This window comes from Paenibacillus residui (assembly GCF_042677205.1).
Taxonomy (GTDB): Bacteria; Bacillota; Bacilli; order Paenibacillales; family NBRC-103111; genus Paenibacillus_L; species Paenibacillus_L residui.
Genome location: NZ_JBHTIU010000050.1, coordinates 1 through 19,454 on the forward strand (window position 1 = coordinate 1; position 19,454 = coordinate 19,454).

18 protein-coding genes are annotated in these 19,454 nt (G+C 52.1%); all 18 read left to right on the plus strand.

The window, feature by feature from the left end; translation table 11 throughout:
• A partial coding sequence (locus tag ACFQ03_RS15405; protein ID WP_379289247.1) for a hypothetical protein occupies nucleotides 1-220 on the plus strand: 220 nt, incomplete at its 5' end.
• A gap of 241 nt (nucleotides 221-461) precedes the next feature.
• A complete protein-coding gene (locus ACFQ03_RS15410; RefSeq protein WP_379289249.1) occupies nucleotides 462-1,199 on the plus strand; it encodes an HAD family hydrolase in 738 nt (245 codons plus the stop codon).
• A gap of 319 nt (nucleotides 1,200-1,518) precedes the next feature.
• The gene (spoIIP, locus tag ACFQ03_RS15415; protein ID WP_379289251.1) at nucleotides 1,519-2,739 is read left to right on the plus strand and encodes a stage II sporulation protein P; all 1,221 of its coding nucleotides are present in this window, start codon (nucleotides 1,519-1,521) and stop codon (nucleotides 2,737-2,739) included.
• A 9-nt stretch (nucleotides 2,740-2,748) separates the two neighbouring features.
• Entirely contained in the window at nucleotides 2,749-3,210 is a 462-nt protein-coding gene (locus ACFQ03_RS15420) for a hypothetical protein (protein WP_144934072.1), read from the plus strand.
• A 129-nt stretch (nucleotides 3,211-3,339) separates the two neighbouring features.
• Nucleotides 3,340-5,157: a translation elongation factor 4 gene (gene lepA / locus ACFQ03_RS15425; RefSeq protein ID WP_150960043.1), complete on the plus strand. Its 1,818-nt coding sequence runs from the start codon at nucleotides 3,340-3,342 to the stop codon at nucleotides 5,155-5,157.
• 148 nt (nucleotides 5,158-5,305) lie between these two features.
• A complete protein-coding gene (gene hemW / locus ACFQ03_RS15430; RefSeq protein WP_150960042.1) occupies nucleotides 5,306-6,466 on the plus strand; it encodes a radical SAM family heme chaperone HemW in 1,161 nt (386 codons plus the stop codon).
• Between the two features lie 221 nt (nucleotides 6,467-6,687).
• Nucleotides 6,688-7,149 carry an N-acetyltransferase gene (locus ACFQ03_RS15435; protein ID WP_186328257.1) on the plus strand — a complete coding sequence of 154 codons (462 nt, stop codon included), beginning with the start codon at nucleotides 6,688-6,690 and terminating at the stop codon, nucleotides 7,147-7,149.
• 139 nt (nucleotides 7,150-7,288) lie between these two features.
• Nucleotides 7,289-8,314, plus strand: a complete 1,026-nt coding sequence (hrcA, locus tag ACFQ03_RS15440) for a heat-inducible transcriptional repressor HrcA (protein ID WP_150960041.1) — start codon at nucleotides 7,289-7,291, stop codon at nucleotides 8,312-8,314.
• Between the two features lie 21 nt (nucleotides 8,315-8,335).
• A complete protein-coding gene (locus tag ACFQ03_RS15445; protein ID WP_144934080.1) occupies nucleotides 8,336-9,880 on the plus strand; it encodes a TCP-1/cpn60 chaperonin family protein in 1,545 nt (514 codons plus the stop codon).
• 101 nt (nucleotides 9,881-9,981) lie between these two features.
• Nucleotides 9,982-10,608 carry a nucleotide exchange factor GrpE gene (gene grpE, locus ACFQ03_RS15450; RefSeq protein ID WP_225312721.1) on the plus strand — a complete coding sequence of 209 codons (627 nt, stop codon included), beginning with the start codon at nucleotides 9,982-9,984 and terminating at the stop codon, nucleotides 10,606-10,608.
• 61 nt (nucleotides 10,609-10,669) lie between these two features.
• Nucleotides 10,670-12,511 carry a molecular chaperone DnaK gene (gene dnaK, locus ACFQ03_RS15455; protein ID WP_144934082.1) on the plus strand — a complete coding sequence of 614 codons (1,842 nt, stop codon included), beginning with the start codon at nucleotides 10,670-10,672 and terminating at the stop codon, nucleotides 12,509-12,511.
• Between the two features lie 158 nt (nucleotides 12,512-12,669).
• The gene (gene dnaJ / locus ACFQ03_RS15460) at nucleotides 12,670-13,788 is read left to right on the plus strand and encodes a molecular chaperone DnaJ (RefSeq protein ID WP_144934084.1); all 1,119 of its coding nucleotides are present in this window, start codon (nucleotides 12,670-12,672) and stop codon (nucleotides 13,786-13,788) included.
• A 739-nt stretch (nucleotides 13,789-14,527) separates the two neighbouring features.
• Nucleotides 14,528-14,689: a YfhD family protein gene (locus tag ACFQ03_RS15465; protein ID WP_379289306.1), complete on the plus strand. Its 162-nt coding sequence runs from the start codon at nucleotides 14,528-14,530 to the stop codon at nucleotides 14,687-14,689.
• Entirely contained in the window at nucleotides 14,689-15,063 is a 375-nt protein-coding gene (locus ACFQ03_RS15470) for a hypothetical protein (RefSeq protein WP_379289257.1), read from the plus strand. Before ACFQ03_RS15465 ends, ACFQ03_RS15470 begins: the two co-directional genes overlap by 1 nt.
• Nucleotides 15,064-15,372: 309 nt before the next feature.
• The gene (gene prmA, locus ACFQ03_RS15475) at nucleotides 15,373-16,344 is read left to right on the plus strand and encodes a 50S ribosomal protein L11 methyltransferase (protein WP_379289259.1); all 972 of its coding nucleotides are present in this window, start codon (nucleotides 15,373-15,375) and stop codon (nucleotides 16,342-16,344) included.
• 18 nt (nucleotides 16,345-16,362) lie between these two features.
• Entirely contained in the window at nucleotides 16,363-17,067 is a 705-nt protein-coding gene (locus ACFQ03_RS15480) for a site-2 protease family protein (RefSeq protein ID WP_144934089.1), read from the plus strand.
• 202 nt (nucleotides 17,068-17,269) lie between these two features.
• Nucleotides 17,270-18,034 carry a 16S rRNA (uracil(1498)-N(3))-methyltransferase gene (locus tag ACFQ03_RS15485; protein WP_379289262.1) on the plus strand — a complete coding sequence of 255 codons (765 nt, stop codon included), beginning with the start codon at nucleotides 17,270-17,272 and terminating at the stop codon, nucleotides 18,032-18,034.
• Nucleotides 18,035-18,036: 2 nt separating this feature from the next.
• A complete protein-coding gene (gene mtaB, locus ACFQ03_RS15490; RefSeq protein WP_379289264.1) occupies nucleotides 18,037-19,377 on the plus strand; it encodes a tRNA (N(6)-L-threonylcarbamoyladenosine(37)-C(2))-methylthiotransferase MtaB in 1,341 nt (446 codons plus the stop codon).
• Nucleotides 19,378-19,454 lie beyond the last annotated feature (77 nt).

Genomic DNA, 19,454 nt, shown 5'->3' on the forward strand with positions numbered 1-19,454 from the left:
AGGGAGAAGCTCTTTTTCTATATCCGCTTTTTCCAATTCCTACACCCACAGAGATTTTACACTATCTTCGTTAGGGGGCCGTGGAGGAAGTACACTTAATTTACCGCGTTTTTGGAAAAATGAGCCGATTAAAAGCAAAAGTACATCTATTTTTCCAAGTTTGAGGAAATTGCTCCAAAATAAATGTAGAAATGCGCTTATTCAGGTGGTTTTTGGTTAAAGTGTCTAAAATAAGCGTATTTTTGCTTTTATTTTATATACCATGGTTATTCATCATCTCCGAAAATGGCTCTGTCAGGGGCTTTTTTTACACGAATTCAGTACCTGAATCTGCGCCTGCGGCTCCGCAAGAAGGCCGGGCAAAATAATGGATTTTACATCGGATGAGGAAATATTTTAGAATATGGTATATTCTAATCTTTTACCCGGCCATTCAGATAGCAGATTAAGGAGATAGAATCATGATCAAGCAAACGTTGTTATTCGATCTGGACGATACATTGATCCATTGCAATAAATATTTTCAAGGTGTTATCGATCACTTTGCCGAGCAATTGGCCCTCTGGTTTGCAGAATACCGGCTCGGAACAGACGAAATCAAGCAGAAGCAGCTGGACATCGACATTTCCGGAGTCACCCGGTTTGGTTTTACTCTGGAGCATTTTCCACAATCCCTGGTGGACACTTATTTGCAATTTGCCGCGGTTTATGGGCGGCCGGTCTCGGAGCGGGAAACCGCTTGGCTGAAGGAGCTGGGATGGTCGGTCTACGATCAGGACGCCGAGCCTTATCCGCACATGACGGAGACCCTGGAGGAACTGCGGACTGACGGGCATCAGTTATGTTTGTATACCGGCGGGGTTCCGGCTGTCCAGCATAAGAAGGTGAAGAAGGCGGGGCTTGAAGCTTTCTTCGAAAACCGCATGTTCGTTCGCCGGCATAAAAATACGGAAGCGCTGGACGGAATATTGAAATCCGGACCCTTCGACCGCAAGCGGACCTGGATGATAGGCAACTCAATAAGGACCGATGTGCTTCCCGCACTGGAAAACGGGATTCATTCCATCTATTTGCCTTCTCCCAACGATTGGGAGTTTAATCTGGTGGAGGTAAATGCCGAGCCGCAGGGAGCTTTCCTGACTCTGTCCTCGTTAAAAGAAATCCGGTATGCTATCAGAGAATATACGAGTTCCGGGTAAGGGTGTTCCCGAAAGCAGCCATTTGGTTATAGACACCGCTTTTACTGCTGGTGCCGTGCAAGCGGAATGGCGCAGTCCCGGAAGGTAATACAATCTGCGAATGTGGGTGGAAAATTTAACCAATAAACGTCTCCTTCTCTACTTAAACAGTGGATTTGGAGGTTTTTTTTGGCCTGTTAAGCTCGATTCCTGAAGTCTCATAATCTCTCAATAATTTGTCCGGGCCGGTTCTATCTTCCGTTTTCGTTTCATAGATTGCTTAGTAGACAAACAGCTGCAGCATTCTACGAGACTAACTAACGGGATCGGAGGAAGTAATATGAAATGGACAGCGTTCACGATGGATTTAAGCAAAATACGCAAAACCGCGCAAAATGTCCGGGTAATGAGCAAAAATCTGATGATTCTATCTCTCAGTACGCTGTTATTTTTTCTATTTCTGGGATTGGCGGGCTATGCTCAAACCTATTTGAAGAACTCTCCGCTCTCCTCTATGAAAGGATTGGCGGCGCAGGTTTCCAACGATTTCTTTATCGACATGATCGGACTGGAGATTCCGCAGCTTAACCGGGAGAGGGAATCTACCTTTTCGGGGGAGAATGTGTTCGGGTTTCTGTTTCGTTTGGTTACCGATATTAACCCGAAGGATCCCAAAACCTTGCTGGCGAGAGAAGTTCCCGGCTTAGGGAATGCGAGCGCAACACCCATCCGGGGAACCGGTACAGGAGCTCCGCCCCAGGATTATGGCCCGCCTCCGGCTGACGACAAACCGGGTTCGCAAGGTGAGAATCCCGCCGTTCAGCCCCCGGAAGAGTCGCCGAGCCCTGCTCCATCGCCGCAGCCTTCATCCCAGCCTCCGCAGGAGAAGCCGACGACCGGGGATAAGAAAGTGGTGCTCATCTATCACACTCATTATGAAGAGTCTTGGGTGCCGGAGTTAGGGATCGAAGAAGCGGATAAGGCTTACGACGAGAAGCTCAACATTACGCTAGTAGGCAAGAGATTGGCCGAGAAGCTCGAGGAGAAGGGGGTAGGGGCAGTCGATTACAGCCCCGAATACAAGAAAACACAGGCGGACTACAGCTGGTATAAATCCTACAAATATTCCCGAAATACCGTGAAGGAAGCTTTTGCCGCCCATCCGGAAATTAATTTCGTGTTCGATATTCACAGAGATTCCCTTCCCCGCGAGAAAACGACAGCCCGAATTGACGGCGTAGATTATGCCCAGGTCTATTTCATCATCGGACAGAAAAATCCGGATTGGGAAAAGAACGAACAGTTCGCCGCCCGCATTCACGACAAGCTGGAGCAGAAAATGCCCGGGCTGTCCCGGGGAATCTGGGGGAAATCGGCTCACCAGGGAGATGCCGAGTATAACCAGTCCTTGACCCCTAACAGTGTGCTCATTGAGATTGGCGGTCCCTTCAATACGTTGGAGGAAAGCTACCGCACGGCAGATATATTGGCCGACGTGATTTCCGAAATCTATTGGGATGCGGAGAAGGTGGATGCTCCCGCCGGCGCGTCCAACGGATGAGGTGGCAGGATGAAGCGCTTCTCGTACCGCTTGTTATTCGTAGCTTTAGTGTTCGCTGCAGGTATTTTCTACGGGATAGATGTGGTATCTACGGACCATGAACCGGCCGGAGCGGCGCGCTTGCTAGAACCCGACCGGCCGCCCGGCGGCTCTGCTACCTCGCCTTCGGATGCCGCAGCGGCTTCCTCCGTCCGTTCGGAGGGAACGAACTCCTCAAGCTCTCCCGGCGGTGTCCGTACCTCTGATACGGGCCGCCAGCCTCAAGACGGATCAGCCTCCTCATCCGCAGCCAAGAATGAATTCGGCAGGGAGGGGGCTTCCCCGGCCGGGCCGTTCCGCCCGGAGCCGGAGCTTAAGATTAGCGAATCCTTCTTGAACAAGCTGCTGAACAAAATCGGGGAAGCGGTCCGTTGGCTTTCCGAGTTGGGCATGAGAGCGGTTATCGGGTTAGTGGATTGGATATTTGGCTGAAGCTATTTGGCTGAAGCTATTTGGCTGAAGCTATTCGGCCAATAGCCTCTTTTTTGCAATTTCATTGATGCGGGTTCCCCCGGCATGCTATAATGATTGTCATTGTATATTGCTCTTTTGGGGGTAAGCATGACGGACATTCGTGTAAGACAACAAAACATTAGAAACTTTTCAATTATCGCGCATATCGACCACGGGAAATCGACGCTGGCCGACCGGATTTTGGAATATACCGGAGCATTGACGACGAGGGAAATGCAGGATCAGGTGCTTGATCAGATGGATCTGGAACGGGAAAGAGGAATTACGATCAAGCTGCATGCCGTCCGCTTGAACTATAAGGCGGATGACGGCAATGTCTACATTCTCAATCTGATCGATACTCCCGGACACGTAGACTTTACTTATGAGGTGTCCCGAAGCCTGGCCGCCTGTGAAGGGGCTCTGCTGGTCGTCGATGCGGCGCAGGGAATCGAAGCCCAGACTTTGGCTAACGTGTATCTGGCGTTGGACAATGATCTGGAAATTCTGCCGGTCATTAACAAGATTGACCTGCCCAGCGCCGAACCGGAGCGGATTAAGCAGGAAATTGAGGATGTCATCGGTCTGGATGCCAGCGAAGCGGTGTTGGCTTCTGCCAAAGCCGGGATCGGGATCAAGGAAATATTGGAGCAGATTGTCACGAAGGTACCGGCTCCCCAGGGAGATCCGGATGAGCCGCTTAAAGCGCTTATCTTCGACTCCCATTACGACCCTTACAAAGGGGTTATCGTCTACGTCAGGGTTGTGAACGGATCGATCAAGGCCGGGTCCAAAATCAAATTCATGGCGACGAACAAAACGTTCGAAGTCATTGAGGTCGGAGCGTTTATGCCGAGGATGTCGATCGTGGACGAGCTGTATGTCGGCGATGTCGGGTTCATTGTGGCCGGTATCAAGAATGTTAAGGATACACGGGTAGGGGATACGGTCACCGATGCCAAGAATCCGACGGCCGAGCCACTGCCCGGCTACCGCCGCATCAATCCGATGGTCTTCTGCGGAATGTATCCGATCGAAACGTCCGATTACGATGATCTTCGCGAAGCCCTGGAGCGTCTGGAGCTGAATGACGCCTCCCTCAGCTACGAGCCCGAAACCTCTTCGGCGCTCGGCTTCGGATTCCGGTGCGGATTCCTCGGATTGCTTCATATGGAGATTATTCAGGAGCGGATCGAGCGGGAGTTCAATATTCCGCTGATCACAACGGCTCCGAGCGTGGTCTTCAAGGTGACGCTGACCAACGGGCAGACGGTCGAAATCGATAATCCATCCAATTATCCCGAGCAAGGGAAGATCGAATACGTGGAAGAGCCGTTCGTTAAAGCTTCGATTATCGTTCCCAACGATTTTGTCGGTGCGATTATGGAGCTGTGCCAAGGCAAGCGCGGGGAATTTCTCAATATGGAATACCTGGATACCAACCGGGTAACGTTGACATACGACATCCCGCTGTCCGAAATCGTCTACGATTTCTTCGACCGGCTGAAATCGTCCACCAAAGGCTACGCTTCGTTCGACTATGATTTCTCCGGTTACAAGCGTTCCAATCTGGTGAAGATGGATATTCTGCTTAATGGAGAGCAGGTAGACGCATTGTCGTTCATCGTGCACCGGGACCGGGCATACCATCGCGGGCGGCAAATCTGCGAGAAGCTGAAAGAACTGATCCCGCGTCAAATGTTCGAAGTGCCTATTCAGGCGGCAATCGGCCAGAAGGTGCTTGCCAGGGAGACGGTTAAGGCGATGAGGAAGAACGTATTGGCGAAATGTTACGGTGGGGATATTTCCCGTAAACGTAAATTGTTGGAGAAGCAGAAAGAAGGAAAGAAGCGGATGAAACAGGTCGGAAGTGTAGAAGTGCCGCAGGAGGCGTTCATGGCGGTTCTAAGCCTGGACGACAACTAACGGAAGGCACACCGGCTGCCGCTGCTGTTCCGGCAGGAGGCTTACAGCCTTCCTGCCTTTTTGTTAGTATGGATCCCATTCCAAAGTGATCCCATCTAATCCATGCTTCCAGTCAGAAGCAATCCCCAGGGAAAGTGAGGATGCCCTTATGAAGCCGTTCTATACCCCCGCTGCGGCGGTATATATTCATATCCCCTTCTGCACCAATAAATGTCACTATTGTGATTTCAACTCCTATGTGCTTAAAGGACAGCCTGTGGTCGAATATCTGGATGCGCTGGAACGGGAAATGTCGATGACGGTAGAGCGTTTCCCCGCCTGGAGGGTGGAAACCGTATTTGTAGGCGGCGGTACTCCTACGGTATTGCTGCCTGATCAGATGGAGCGGTTTCTGGGCCTGGTGCAGACGTACTTTCCGGATCGGACGGACCGTTTCGAATTTACGATGGAGGCCAATCCCGGCACGACCGATGCGGAGAAGCTTGCGGTCATGAAAGCCGGCGGGGTTAACCGGATCAGCTTCGGGGTCCAATCCTTCGATCCTGAATTGCTGAAACGGATCGGTCGTATCCACTCGGTGGACGATGTATATGAAAGCATTGAGAATGCGAAACGGATCGGCTTCTCCAATCTGTCCATCGACTTGATGCTCGGTCTGCCGAAGCAAACGGTCGGGATGATGAGCGATTCCCTGGACAAGGCGCTTGAGCTGGATTTGCAGCATTATTCGATATATGCGCTCAAGGTGGAGGAGAATACCTTATTCCACAAGCTGTATCAGAGAAATGAGCTGCCGCTTCCCGAAGAAGAGGAAGAGCTGTCCATGTACTTGATGACGATGAACAAGCTGAAGCAGGCCGGATATGCCCAATATGAAATCAGCAACTTTGCCATTCCCGGATTCGAAAGCCGGCATAATTTAATGTACTGGCATAATCGCAGCTACTACGGATTAGGAGCCGGTGCGCACGGTTATATGGAAGGGGTGCGGCATATTAATGTCAAAGGCATCCAGCCCTATATCGACGCAACCCGGCAAGGGCTTCCGATTCTGGAGGCCAATGAAGTCAGCCGCGGCGAAGCGATGGAGGATTTTATGATGGTCGGCTTGAGGGTGCTGAGCGGGGTCTCGGAAGACGATTTTGCCGATCAATTCGGCGAAAGCCTGATGGAAGTGTTCGGCCCGGTTATTAACCGTCTGACAGAGCAGGGGTTGCTGGAAGCAGACGAAGGCAGAGTCCGGTTATCCGATAAAGGAATACTGCTTGGCAATGAAGTTTTCGCCGAATTCATCGGAATTTTATCTTGAATTGATTATTCATAGTGTTGTATATTTATACGTAACTCTTTTAAAAGTTCAGGAAAAGGATTTCAAATATTCAAGAGCAAATTCAAGAGAAAGCCAAGGGAAATCCAACGGATAACGGGCCAAGACTTTCTCTTACTCGGATCTGGTCGAAGCAGTCTGATAATCCTCCGGACTTCTAAATAAGAACGTTGTAACAGTATTTGGATTTGGCGGTGATGACGATGGCTGTAATCTGTAGAAAAGCGGCGGAGCATGATTTGGATGCTTTATATCAGCTAATTGACGGCTATGCCCAACAAGGAATTATGCTGCCCCGTTCCAAGGAACTGCTTAAATATTCCCTAGACAGTTTTGTCATTGCGGAAGAGGAAGGCCGTTTGCTGGGCTGCGGCTCCCTGTGCCAGTTAGGACAGGAGTTGGTTGAAATCCGTTCTCTGGGAGTGGCCGAGGGCTGCAAGGGCCGGGGAATTGGCCGAAAGCTGGTCGATTATTTAATCCGGGAAGCGAGAGAGGAAAAAATTCCCAAGATTATGGCTTTAACCTACGAGGTCGCTTTTTTTGAAAAAATGGGCTTCACGGTTGTACCAAAGGATATTTTCCCGGAAAAGGTATGGACCGACTGCATTCATTGCAAAAAGCAGCATTGCTGTGACGAAATTGCCGTGCTCAAACGCTTGGATTAACTTGACAACTTGCGTTTGGGTCTGGTATTTTTGTAGTATCACTTAGCACTCGTTTGAGTGGAGTGCTAACGAAGGACGCGGCAGCTTATCCGCGCCTATAACGGCTAACCGCACTCGCAACTGCATGGGAGGGATTGACATGTTGTCCGAGCGCCAGAGAAAAATATTGAACGCCATCGTTGATGATTACATTCGATCCGCTGAGCCTGTCGGCTCCAGAAGCATTTCCAAGCGGGGAGATGTGGCTTTCAGCCCGGCAACGATCCGTAACGAGATGTCCGATTTGGAGGAAATGGGTTATTTGGAGCAGCCGCACACTTCTGCGGGCCGAATCCCATCCCATAAGGGATACCGTTATTATGTAGACCATCTAGTCAAGTATGGAACCTTATCCAGTCACGAGCTGAATGTGATGAAGGTTTTTTTTGCTGAGAAAATACAGGAGATGGAACAGATCTTCCAGCATGCGGCAACCATTCTTTCCGGATTGACCAATTATACGTCCATTGTTCTCGGACCCGAGGTGTTCAGCACTACGCTGAAGCATCTGCAAATCATTCCGCTGGATGAAAGGACCGGGGTGGCGATTTTTGTCACGAATACCGGGCATGTGGAGAACCGCATTGTCCAAATTCCGGATGGCATGTCGATCTCGGAAATCGAGAAGGCGGTTAACATCCTGAATGCCAAGCTGACCCAGGTCCCGCTCTTTCAGCTGAAATCCAAGCTGTATAACGAGATAGGCACCGAGCTGAGCAAGCATGTCACCCAATACGAAGAGCTCATCCGCACGGTCGAATCCGCTCTGGAACATAACGAGCAGGATCGAATCTATATGAGCGGGGCAACCAATATGCTGATCCAGCCGGAGTTTAAGGACGTCGATCAAGTCAAGCTCATTCTCGATACATTGGGAGAAACTCCGGCGATCATGAAGCTGCTGGACGACCTGCCGGAAGGGATTCAGGTCCGGATCGGAAGCGAGAACTCGCTGGAGGCGATGAGCAACTGCAGTCTGATCACAGCCACTTACTCCTTGGACGGACAATGTCTCGGAACGGTTGGAATTCTCGGCCCGACCCGAATGGAGTACGGCAAGGTAATCAGCTTGCTCGATTACGTCTCCAAGGATATGGCGCTGCTGCTGGCGCGTTGGTATAAATAATAGAGGAAGGATACCAGGCGAATGAGTCAAACGAAGCAAGGCCATTCCGAAGGAGAGGAACGGCATTCCGCGCTGTTGAACAATGCGGGTGCCGTAAGGGCCATTTGTTCGGCCGTAGAGGGAACGCTCGGCCCCAAAGGGCTTGATACGATGCTCGTGGGCGGTCAGGGAGATGTCCTGATTACGAACGACGGCGCGACGATTCTCGAGCAGATGGATGTCTCCCATCCCGCCGCCCGGCTGATGGTGCAGGTCGCCCGGTCGCAGCAGCTGTTGGTTGGCGATGGCACGACAACGGCTACCGTGCTGTCGGGAGCGTTGGTCGCCGAAGGAATCGCCGAGGTGCTGAAGGGGGTTCCCGTGGCTAAGGTGGTAGCCGGAATTCAGGAAGGAGTTCGGCTTGCCATCGGCTATTTGCGGGAGCGGACACGTCAAGTGTCCGGCACGGACGATCCGATTTTATACCGGATCGCGTATGTGGCGGGCCGTGAGCGCGAAGAGATCGCCAACCTGGTGATCCGGGCCGCCCAATATGCCGGCACCCGAAGATTGTGTGAGGAAACCTACCGGCTGGCGGATGCCGTCGTTCCATCCGCAGCCGAACACAGCGAAGTATGGCCGGGAATCCTGATCAACCGGCAGCCGTCCATGCTGCCATGGCTTGCAGAATTGCCGGAACAGCGAATCCTGGTCCTTCAGGATGCGCTGGAGCCCGAACAAACCGAGGAAGAAGCTTTAAAGACCGAATCGGGATTTAAAGAATATATGCTCCGAAGGAACAGATTCCGAAGCCAGCTTGAACAATTGGCGAAGCTGGGGATCGGCGTCATCGCGGTCGACCGCGGTGCCGATCCGGAAGCGGAACAATTTTGCGCCGACCGCGGAATCTTCCTACTGACACGGGTTCCCCGCCGGGAGCTGCGGTTATTGTGTGAATTTACCGGAGCCAGGCCGGTCCGCCGCGCCGCTTTGGAGAAATCACCGGAAGAATTAGAGGTCTTTCTTGGCCGCGCCGGCAAAATCGGGTATGACGAGCGGCTGGAGAAGGTTAAAATAGCAGAAGGCGGAGGCCGTCCGGCCGTCTCGATTCTGGTGGGAGCCAGCACCCGCGAAGTCGGCGGCGAGCTGTCACGGATCGCGATGGATGCGGCCGCTGCAGTCCAGGCCGCACTTCGCGGGGGGTATGTACCCGGCGGAGGAACCATCGAGCTGGCAGCCGCAAGGGAAATCGAACGGTATCGCGAGACGGTTCACGGAATGGAGGCGTTCGGCTTGTCGGCCGTCGCCCGCGCTCTGCGCAAGCCTCTTGCACAAATAGTCGTTAACGCAGGCTACAACCCGCTGGAGAAGGTGGAGCTGGCCAAGGCTAGCCAAGCGGAGACGAATTCCGATGCCATCGGTATCGATTGCGATACCGGGGAGCTGATCGATTGTCTCGAGAGGGAGATTGTCGATCCGGCTTTGGTCAAGATCCATGCCATCCAAGCGGCGGGGGAAGTAGCTTCGGCCATTCTAAGAATTCATACCGTTGTTAAGATGAAGCCGGGTTACACGGAACGTGATTAAGTCAGAAATTCTGGAATGTGGAAGTCGGATTTATAGCGTTGGAAAAGTTCTATAAATCATCAATGCTTCCAGTGTAACGCTATTAAGGAGGTGAAACATTCGTGAGTGAACAAGAGAAAGATGCAGCCGTTATAGAAGAGGATAACAACCTGAAGAAGGATAACATAGAAGGTGAAGCCGGATCAGACAAGCCGGAGGACAGCCGGACGGAAGCCGCTTCGGACGGGTCGGCCCAGGCAAGCTCTGCCGGAGAGCAGGCAGATGCCGAGGAGGGCGCCGACGAACGTATGGAGGAGCTTCGCAGGCAGGCGGAGGAAAACTACCAGCGCTATCTGAGAGCCCAGGCCGATTTCGATAATTTCCGCAGAAGAACCCGTCAAGAGAAAGAGGAGTTTGCCAAATATGCTTCTTTGAATCTGATCGAGCAGCTTCTGCCGGTTGTCGATAATTTCGAACGGGCGATCGAATCCAGCAAGGGAACTAAAGATTTCGATGCGCTCGTCAAAGGACTGGAGATGACCTTCCGCCAATTGGATCAAGTGCTTCAACAGGAAGGACTGAAGCCGATTGAAGCGGTAGGCCAGCCTTTTAATCCGGAGTACCACCAGGCGGTTATGCAGGTGGAATCGGAAGAATATGAAGAAGGAATCGTTGTTGAAGAATTGCAGAAGGGCTACGTGCTGAAAGAAAAGGTTATTCGTCCTTCCATGGTCAAGGTCAGCATGTAAGCTTTTCGTGCACTAAGCGGCATTCAACGGCATATGACATATTTGAGGAGGTAGGAGTAGTATGAGTAAAGTAATCGGTATTGACTTGGGAACAACAAACTCATGCGTGGCTGTAATGGAGGGCGGCGAAGCGGTTGTTATTCCTAACCCGGAAGGAAACCGCACCACACCTTCGGTCGTCGGCTTCAAGAAGGACGGCGAACGACTGGTCGGTGAAAGCGCCAAGCGTCAGGCGATTACCAACCCTGATGGAACAGTCGCATCCATTAAGCGCTATATGGGGACTAACCATAAAGTGAGCATTGGCGGCAAAGACTACACAGCTCCGGAAATTTCCGCGATGATTCTGCAGAAGCTCAAGGCCGACGCAGAAGCTTATTTGGGAAGCACGGTATCGCAAGCCGTCATTACCGTACCTGCTTATTTTAACGACAGCCAGCGTCAGGCAACCAAGGATGCGGGCAAAATTGCAGGACTTGAAGTGCTGCGTATCGTCAACGAGCCGACAGCCGCAGCTCTGGCCTATGGTCTGGAGAAAGAAGAGGAGACCATCCTGGTTTATGACTTGGGCGGAGGAACGTTCGACGTGTCCATTCTCGAACTGGGCGATGGAACTTTCGAAGTGCTGGCCACCAGCGGTGATAACAAGCTGGGCGGAGACGATTTTGACCAAGCGATCATGGATTATATGGTTGCAGAATTCAAGAAAGAGCAGGGCGTTGATCTAAGCAAGGACAAAGCCGCTGTTCAACGGCTGAAGGATGCGGCGGAGAAAGCGAAGAAAGAGTTGTCCGGCGTGCTGACGACGACAATCTCTCTTCCGTTTATTACGATGGTGGACGGAGTGCCTCAGCACTTCGAGATGAATCTGTCCCGCGCCAAGTTCGAGGAATTGACAGCTCATTTGGTAGAGAGAACTCTCGGACCGACCCGCCAAGCGTTAAGCGATGCCGGCCTCAGCGCTAACGATATTCAGAAGGTCGTACTGGTCGGAGGCTCAACGCGTATACCGGCCGTTCAGGAGGCAATTAAGAAATTGACCGGCAAAGAGCCTCACAAAGGAGTTAACCCGGACGAAGTGGTTGCACTGGGTGCAGCGATTCAAGCGGGCGTATTGACAGGTGATGTCAAAGATGTCGTTCTTCTCGACGTTACTCCGCTTTCCCTTGGAATCGAAACCGCAGGCGGCGTCTTCACCAAGATGATCGACCGCAATACGACGATTCCGACCAGCAAATCGCAAATTTTCAGCACCTACGCAGATAATCAGACGAGTGTGGAAATCCACGTTCTGCAAGGGGAAAGAGCAATGGCAGCGGACAATAAAACGCTGGGCCGATTCATGCTCGGAGATATCCCTCCTGCACCGCGCGGCATTCCGCAAATCGAAGTTACGTTCAATATCGATGCCAACGGTATTGTGAACGTATCTGCATTGGATAAAGGCACGGGTAAAAGCCAGAAGATTACCATTACATCTTCCAGCGGTTTGACGGATGAAGAAATCGACCGCATGATGAAGGAAGCTGAAGCGCATGAGGAGGAAGACCGCAAGCGCAAAGAAATGGTGGAAGCGCGCAACGAAGCGGATCAATTGGTATACACAGTCGACAAAACGATCAAAGATTTGGGAGATAAGGTAGACCAGTCTGAAATCGACAAAGCCAACCAAGCGAAGGATAAAGTAAAGCAGGCTCTGGAAGGCAATGATATAGATGCGATTAAGAAAGCGACCGAAGAGCTGACCCAGGTTGTTCAACAATTGTCGGTTAAGCTGTATGAACAGGCTCAACAGGCTCAAGCCGGACAGAATCCGGAGCAAGGGGCTAAAGAAGAGGCCAAAGGCAGAGAGAATGTAGTGGACGCCGATTACGAAGTGGTGGACGACAAGGATAAAAAGTAATATCCGAATTGTTCTTTGGTTGTGGATTTGACTGAAGGAGGTCAAAGTCGGGACCGGCCTGACTTTGACTTTCCTTGCTGTAGGGAGCTTTTTTGACATTCTGTCATCATTCTTAGGATAAGGCAGCCTCCAGAACACCGGCGGAAAGAGGTGAACAAGTGAGTAAACGCGACTATTATGAAGTGCTTGGGGTGGATCGTAACGCGACTCCCGAGGAGATCAAGAAATCGTTCCGGAAATTGGCGAGACAATACCACCCGGACGTGAATAAAGAAGCGGATGCGGAAGAGAAGTTTAAAGAAGTTAAGGAAGCTTATGATGTTCTGAGCGATTCCCAGAAACGGGCCACTTACGACCAGTTCGGCCATGTAGATCCTAACCAGGGAATGGGTGGCGGCGGTTTCGAAGGAATGGATTTCGGAGGCTTCGGAGATATCTTCGATATGTTCTTCGGCGGAGGCGGCAGAAGGAATCCTAACGCCCCCCAACGAGGCAGCGACCTTCAATATTCCATGACGATCGAGTTCAAAGAGGCGGTATTCGGGAAAGAGACCGACATCGAAATCCCGCGGACGGAATCCTGTGATCATTGCCATGGCTCCGGGGCAAAGCCGGGAACGCGGCCGGACACCTGTCCGGGCTGTAAGGGAACCGGTCAGCAGGAAGTCATTCAGAATACGGCGTTCGGACGTATTGTCAACCGAAGGGTCTGCTCGCAGTGTAATGGGCAAGGGCAGATCATTCGGGAAAAATGCGGCGAGTGCCACGGTACGGGCAAAGTGAAAAAACGGAGAAAAATTCACGTTAAAATCCCGGCCGGTGTGGATGAAGGTGCTCAGCTTCGGGTATCGGGCGAAGGGGAGCCCGGAACGCGCGGAGGCCCGCCTGGAGATTTGTACATCGTTATTCGTGTGAAGCCTCATGAATTTTTCGAGCGTGAGGGCGACGATATCTATTGTGAGGTTCCCCTCACCTTCACCCAGGCCGCGCTGGGCGATGAAATAGAAATTCCTACACTGACGGAGAAGGTTAAGCTGAAAATCCCGGCGGGAACACAGACAGACACCTATTTCCGATTAAGAGGCAAAGGGGTTCCGAGATTGCGGGGCTACGGCCAGGGAGACCAGCATGTGAAGGTCGTTGTGGTCACTCCGACCCATCTGAACGAAGAACAGAAGGAATTGCTTCGCGCCTTCTCCAAGCTTAGCGGAGAGAAGACGCACGAGCAGAATCAATCGATTTTCGAGCGGATGAAGAAAGCATTCCTCGGGGATTAATAGCGGAATCATTGAAGGGACCGGTCGTCTTGGACGATTCGGTCCTTTTTGCATGGATTTGAAACCCTAGCATGATTATGAGCCTTGTGTGTCTCGCCAAGGAAAATGAATCAGGCGAATCTTGTCCACGAACTAAATAAGCTGGTCCGCATTCCGACGAACAGGAATTTCACATCGTTCATTTGGCCTCCCTAATTTATCCTTCAACAAGTACTTATAGAACGAGAGCCTGCTCACCGACAGCCATCCTTGTTAGTTGATTTTGCCTGAATTGGACAGATTTTTGCATGAACAGGGGAAGGGAAGGTTAAACTATGCGGGATCAGGGAAATCCGCCCCGGCAGAGGCCATTGCAAACTCAAGGAAATCTAAATGTCATGACAAAAGATAGTGAAAAGTCCAGCAGCGAAAATGTAACGGAACCGGGAGACCCTATTTCGTCAAAATAGGCGTTTTTTTAGATTAACGGACACAGCTGCGCTTATTGCTTGGAATTCCTACTTTCGTGTGAATTTCTTGGGAATAGGGTCATTCGAGTCCGTTAAAATTACCGAAAGACCCTTCTGGAGCCATTAAGGTTTCTAGGGTCCGTTAAAACTCCTATACATCGTTATAAACGATACCGGAAGGCGGCAGGCATAATGGAACAAAAGCGGCGCGAAGTTTTTAACTTAAGCAGGATGCCGCTGGTCATCAGAGATTTAGAGGAAACAGTGATAAGGGAGGATGGACTAAAGTGATGAAGGAAAGAGAAAACCCGCAAGACCGGCAAACAATGAATGACAAGAACTTGCCGATAGCCAGAAATGAGGATGTTGAATTCTCGAGAGAGCTCGCCGATGAAGACGATCTGGAGGCTTTGGCAAGAGCGGAAGCGGCGGACGAAAGGGCGGAGTCCTGATGGCGGAGAAAAATATTTTGGCCTATTTCAAAAGCCCGGAGGAAGCCGAGGAAGTGGCGTCCAAACTAAAGGCGATGCGCGCGGTCGATGTGCAGATCGATCGGATCAGCCGGTTTCCCGGCGAGCCGGTGGAAGAAACGTTCAATCCTTTAACCGGGAATGTCAGCGGACTTGGAGCTCTGACCTCCGATGCCGATGTGTCCAATAAGGATGTGGGTGAACTGATTGCGGCCGATGTAACTGCAAGCGGAATGAGCGACGGCCGCCAGGAGGATGTGGTTACGGGCAGGGATATTTTGCTCACGGCCGTCGTTGAGGAAGATATCCACCAGCAAGCTTTAAAAGTAATCGAGGAAAGCGGCGGCCTTGTTTGAGAGCCGTGGGGGCCCTATATTGGAAAACATAGAAACGGATGCTCGGCATTCTCCTTACCCAGATGCTCTAAATCATTAAAGACGGACGAAGGCAGGCTTATCGAAGCGCATCCCCCTCATGCTGCAGGCATGTCAATCTGTCAAAACCGGGGTTTTTCCCCGGTTTTTCTTCTGCCGTAACAACCATTTAGCTCCTATATGCCATATTCATATTTATCTGCCAAAAAAGTTTTACTGGTGTATAGGATGTAGTACAATAGACCTTAATGTATTTCCCGGCGTAGTTGCCGAATGGATAGGAGGGTTTTCATGCGTTGGCATGAAGTTACGGTAGATACGACAGAAGAAGCCGTTGAAATGATTACTAATTTTTTGCATGAGCTTGGGGCGGGTGGAGTTTCGATTGAGGAATCCGGAACGCTCAACAAGCCTCGCGACACATCGTTGGGGCAATGGTATGAGCTTCCTTTGAACGATATTCCGGAGGGCCGGGCCATCATTAAAGGCTACTATCCCGAAGGAACGGACATGGATAGCCTGTTGGCGAAGCTGAAGCAATCGGTAGCGCAATTGGAAGAGTTCGATATTGACACAGGCTCGCCCGTATTCGGGCATACTCTTGTGGATGACGAGGATTGGGCCACTGCCTGGAAGCAGTACTATAAGCCTTTGCGGATTTCGGACCGATTGACGGTCAAGCCAACGTGGGAAGACTATACTCCGTCTCCCGGGGAAATTGTTCTGGAGCTGGATCCCGGTATGGCCTTCGGTACGGGAACGCATGCGACAACGGCTCTTTGTCTTAGAACATTGGACAAGGTCATTCGCGGCGGTGAGGATGTGATCGATGTCGGCACCGGCTCCGGAGTGCTTGCGATTGCCGCAGCCAAGCTGGGAGCGAGAGCAGTGCTCGCGCTTGATCTGGATCCTGTGGCCGTTTCCAGTGCGGCGGAGAATTCCAGATTGAACGGTCTGGAGGAGCAGATTCACGTCATGCAAAGCGATCTTCTCGGGGCTTTGAAAGGACAAGCCCCGGCTTCGGAGGCAGCGCAGGTCCGGCTCCCGGTGCAGGTGGTGGTAGCCAACATATTGGCGGAAATCATTTTGCAATTCGTAGGGGATGTTTACGAAGCCCTGCAGCCCGGAGGAGTCTATATCGCATCCGGGATCATAGCGCCCAAGCAGGCGGCAGTGGAACAAGCGCTGACAGAGCATGGCTTTGTCATAGAGGCAACTTACCAGGAACAAGATTGGGTCGCTCTTGTTGCGCGAAAATTGTAGAGGGCGGAGGGACCCGTTTTGGAAAATTTTTTGAGATTTCCGCTGGAGCAAATTCCGTTTGTTTTTCTCGTGCTCCTGATCGCTTTCACGCTGCACGAGTTCGCGCATGCTTACGCCGCCGACAGATTCGGCGATCCGACCCCGCGCTCGATGGGCCGGGTCACATTAAACCCCAAGGTTCATCTGGATCTTCTCGGGACCATCCTTATCTTTCTGGTCGGCTTCGGCTGGGCCAAGCCGGTGCTTGTCAGGCGAAGCAGCTTCCGCAAACCGCGTTTAATGAGCATCATTGTTTCCGCCGTCGGGCCGCTTGCCAATCTGGTCATAGCTTTTATCGGTATTCTATTAACATATCTATTGGCTTATTTCGGCTTGTTTGACCTGATGAGCCCCGGTGTATTCGAGGCGGTGCGAGTCTTTTTGAGCCTCTTGATCTTTATGAACCTGATTCTGTTTCTGTTCAATCTGCTGCCCTTGCCGCCTCTCGACGGATACCGGATCGTGCAGGAGTTCCTTCCGGTCCATACCCGGTTGAAGCTGCAGCAATTTGAGCAGTGGGCCTTCTTTCTCTTTTTGCTTATTGTTTTCATCCGACCGCTGTACAACGTCACCTTGGGGCCGTTTTTCTCTCTATGGGTGCCCCTGTTGTTCGGGATGGACTCTGTTTTTCAGGTCATCTTCGGCAAGGCCATCCATTGGGCCACTTTTCTTAAGATCGGTTGATTCGGGAGTAAGCTTGGCCCTCGTTCCGCAAGAGTAGAGAGGACCGGCCTTCGTTCGTCGGCTTCCAGCCCGTTTTCGACACGGCGCTGGGAAGCCCCCTTCCGGTTGAAATTGGTACGCGATACGGGACACTGGCAGTAGCATTTAAGGCTCAAAAGTTGTATGATGAAAGGTGATATTTGTTTAGAAAGCGAGCAAAGCTATGCAGCGATACTTCATACCGCCGGAACGGTTTACGGCCGATTCCGTGGAAATAACGGGAGACGATGCCCGACATCTGATCCGGGTCATGCGGGCCGGGATCGGTGATCAAATCATTTGCTGTGACGGCATCAGCCGGGAGTGGATTGCGGAGATTTCCGCCCTGGAGGAGCAGCGGGTGCAGGCGGTTCTGGTCCGGGAGCTGGGATCGGATAGCGAGCCGTCTGTCCGGGTTACGATTGCGCAAAGCTTGCCCAAGGGCGACAAGATGGAGATCGTCATTCAGAAAGGAACGGAGATCGGGGCAGCAGGCTTCCTTCCGTTCGTTTCGGAACGGACGATTGTTCAATATGACGGGAAGAAAGAAGCCAAGCGTTTGGAAAGATGGGCCAAAATTGCCAAGGAAGCCGCAGAGCAGGCGCATCGTACCCGGATTCCCGAGCTTAGCCTGCCGGTAACGTGGAAGCAGGTGCTTAAGAGGGCCCGGGAGGCGGATCTGGCTCTCTTTTGTTACGAGAAAGAAGAAACCCGGCAGCTTCGTCCCCTGCTTCGGGACAGGCTAGCCCAAGCCCGCGATCACGGGCAAGAACTGCATGTAGTTATCCTGATCGGCCCCGAAGGGGGATTTACCGAACGGGAGGCTTCCGAGGCGGAGGCGGCAGGATGCATTCCGGTCAGCCTCGGCAAGCGAATTCTCCGTACCGAGACGGCCGCTATGGTGGCTTTGGCTTGCATATTATACGAAAGCGGAGAGATGGGAGGTTAATTATGCCAAGTGTTGCTTTTCATACTTTAGGCTGCAAGGTTAATTTCTATGAGACGGAAGGAATTTGGCAGCTATTCAAGAAAGAAGGCTACGAGCAGGTCGACTTCGAGACGAAGGCCGACGTTTATTTAATCAATACATGCACCGTAACCAATACCGGCGACAAAAAAAGCCGGCAGGTGATCCGCCGGGCCATCCGCCGCAATCCGGATGCGATCATTGCGGTCACCGGCTGCTATGCCCAAACTTCGCCCGCAGAGGTCGCGGCGATACCCGGGGTAGATATTGTGATAGGCACCCAGGATCGGGACAAAATCATCCCCCTGGTTGACCGTTTCCGCCAGGAGCGCCAGCCGATCAATGCGGTGCGCAACATTATGAAAACCCGGGAGTTCGAGGAGCTGGATGTTCCGGAATTTTCAGACCGTACCCGGGCATTCCTGAAAATACAGGAAGGCTGCAACAATTTCTGCACCTTCTGCATCATCCCCTGGTCGCGGGGCCTTCTTCGCAGCCGCAGACCGGAAAGCGTCTTGGCCCAAGCCAGACAATTGGTGGACGCCGGGTATAAAGAGATCGTCCTGACCGGGATTCACACCGGAGGCTATGGCGAGGATCTGGAGGGCTACAGCCTGGCGAAGCTGCTATGGGATCTCGACAAGGTTGACGGGCTGAACCGGGTCCGGATCAGCTCGATAGAGGCGAGCCAAATCACGGACGAGGTACTCGAGGTGCTGCAGGGCTCGGATAAAATGTGCCGGCATTTTCATGTGCCGCTGCAGGCGGGAGATGACCGGGTGCTGAAGCGGATGCGCCGCAAATATACGACGGCTGAATTCGGCAGCAAGATCGAGAAGATTCACCGGATCATGCCGGACGCTGCGATTACGACCGATGTCATTGTCGGCTTCCCGGGTGAAACGGAAGAAATGTTCGCGAACGGATACCGGTTCATGGAGCAAATGCAGTTCGCGGAAATGCACGTATTCCCCTATTCCAAGAGGACTGGCACGCCGGCCGCCCGAATGGAGGATCAGGTGGATGAAGAAATCAAGAACCGGAGAGTCCATGAACTGATCGATTTGTCTGAAAGAATGCAGCTGGCTTATGCCAAGCCGTTCGTCGGGCAGGTGCTGGAGGTTATTCCGGAGCGCCCTTATAAAGAAGCGCCGGACAGCGGCCTTCTGATGGGCTATACAGATAATTATTTGCAGGTTGTGTTCCGGGGGAGCGAGGATTTGATCGGCCAGCTCGTGCGTGTAAGGATCGATGAAGCAGGGGTTAACGAATGCCTCGGCTCTGATGTTACTACGCTGGATTCGGCCCGGTCTGCGGTCGTTTAACTTGAGGAACGAGCCGCATCATAGCGCGCCAACCGTACCAGGATTTCGTTCTGTTCGCCAGAATGAAATCCTTCTTA

Bases quoted from the DNA above. Each gene is read 5' to 3' on its own strand.
- ACFQ03_RS15410 (WP_379289249.1), top strand. From the start codon at position 462: ATGATCAAGCAAACGTTGTTATTCGATCTGGACGATACATTGATCCAT.
- spoIIP (WP_379289251.1), top strand. From the start codon at position 1,519: ATGAAATGGACAGCGTTCACGATGGATTTAAGCAAAATACGCAAAACC.
- ACFQ03_RS15420 (WP_144934072.1), top strand. From the start codon at position 2,749: ATGAAGCGCTTCTCGTACCGCTTGTTATTCGTAGCTTTAGTGTTCGCT.
- lepA (WP_150960043.1), top strand. From the start codon at position 3,340: ATGACGGACATTCGTGTAAGACAACAAAACATTAGAAACTTTTCAATT.
- hemW (WP_150960042.1), top strand. From the start codon at position 5,306: ATGAAGCCGTTCTATACCCCCGCTGCGGCGGTATATATTCATATCCCC.
- ACFQ03_RS15435 (WP_186328257.1), top strand. From the start codon at position 6,688: ATGGCTGTAATCTGTAGAAAAGCGGCGGAGCATGATTTGGATGCTTTA.
- hrcA (WP_150960041.1), top strand. From the start codon at position 7,289: ATGTTGTCCGAGCGCCAGAGAAAAATATTGAACGCCATCGTTGATGAT.
- ACFQ03_RS15445 (WP_144934080.1), top strand. From the start codon at position 8,336: ATGAGTCAAACGAAGCAAGGCCATTCCGAAGGAGAGGAACGGCATTCC.
- dnaK (WP_144934082.1), top strand. From the start codon at position 10,670: ATGAGTAAAGTAATCGGTATTGACTTGGGAACAACAAACTCATGCGTG.
- ACFQ03_RS15465 (WP_379289306.1), top strand. From the start codon at position 14,528: ATGAAGGAAAGAGAAAACCCGCAAGACCGGCAAACAATGAATGACAAG.
- ACFQ03_RS15470 (WP_379289257.1), top strand. From the start codon at position 14,689: ATGGCGGAGAAAAATATTTTGGCCTATTTCAAAAGCCCGGAGGAAGCC.
- prmA (WP_379289259.1), top strand. From the start codon at position 15,373: ATGCGTTGGCATGAAGTTACGGTAGATACGACAGAAGAAGCCGTTGAA.
- ACFQ03_RS15485 (WP_379289262.1), top strand. From the start codon at position 17,270: ATGCAGCGATACTTCATACCGCCGGAACGGTTTACGGCCGATTCCGTG.
- mtaB (WP_379289264.1), top strand. From the start codon at position 18,037: ATGCCAAGTGTTGCTTTTCATACTTTAGGCTGCAAGGTTAATTTCTAT.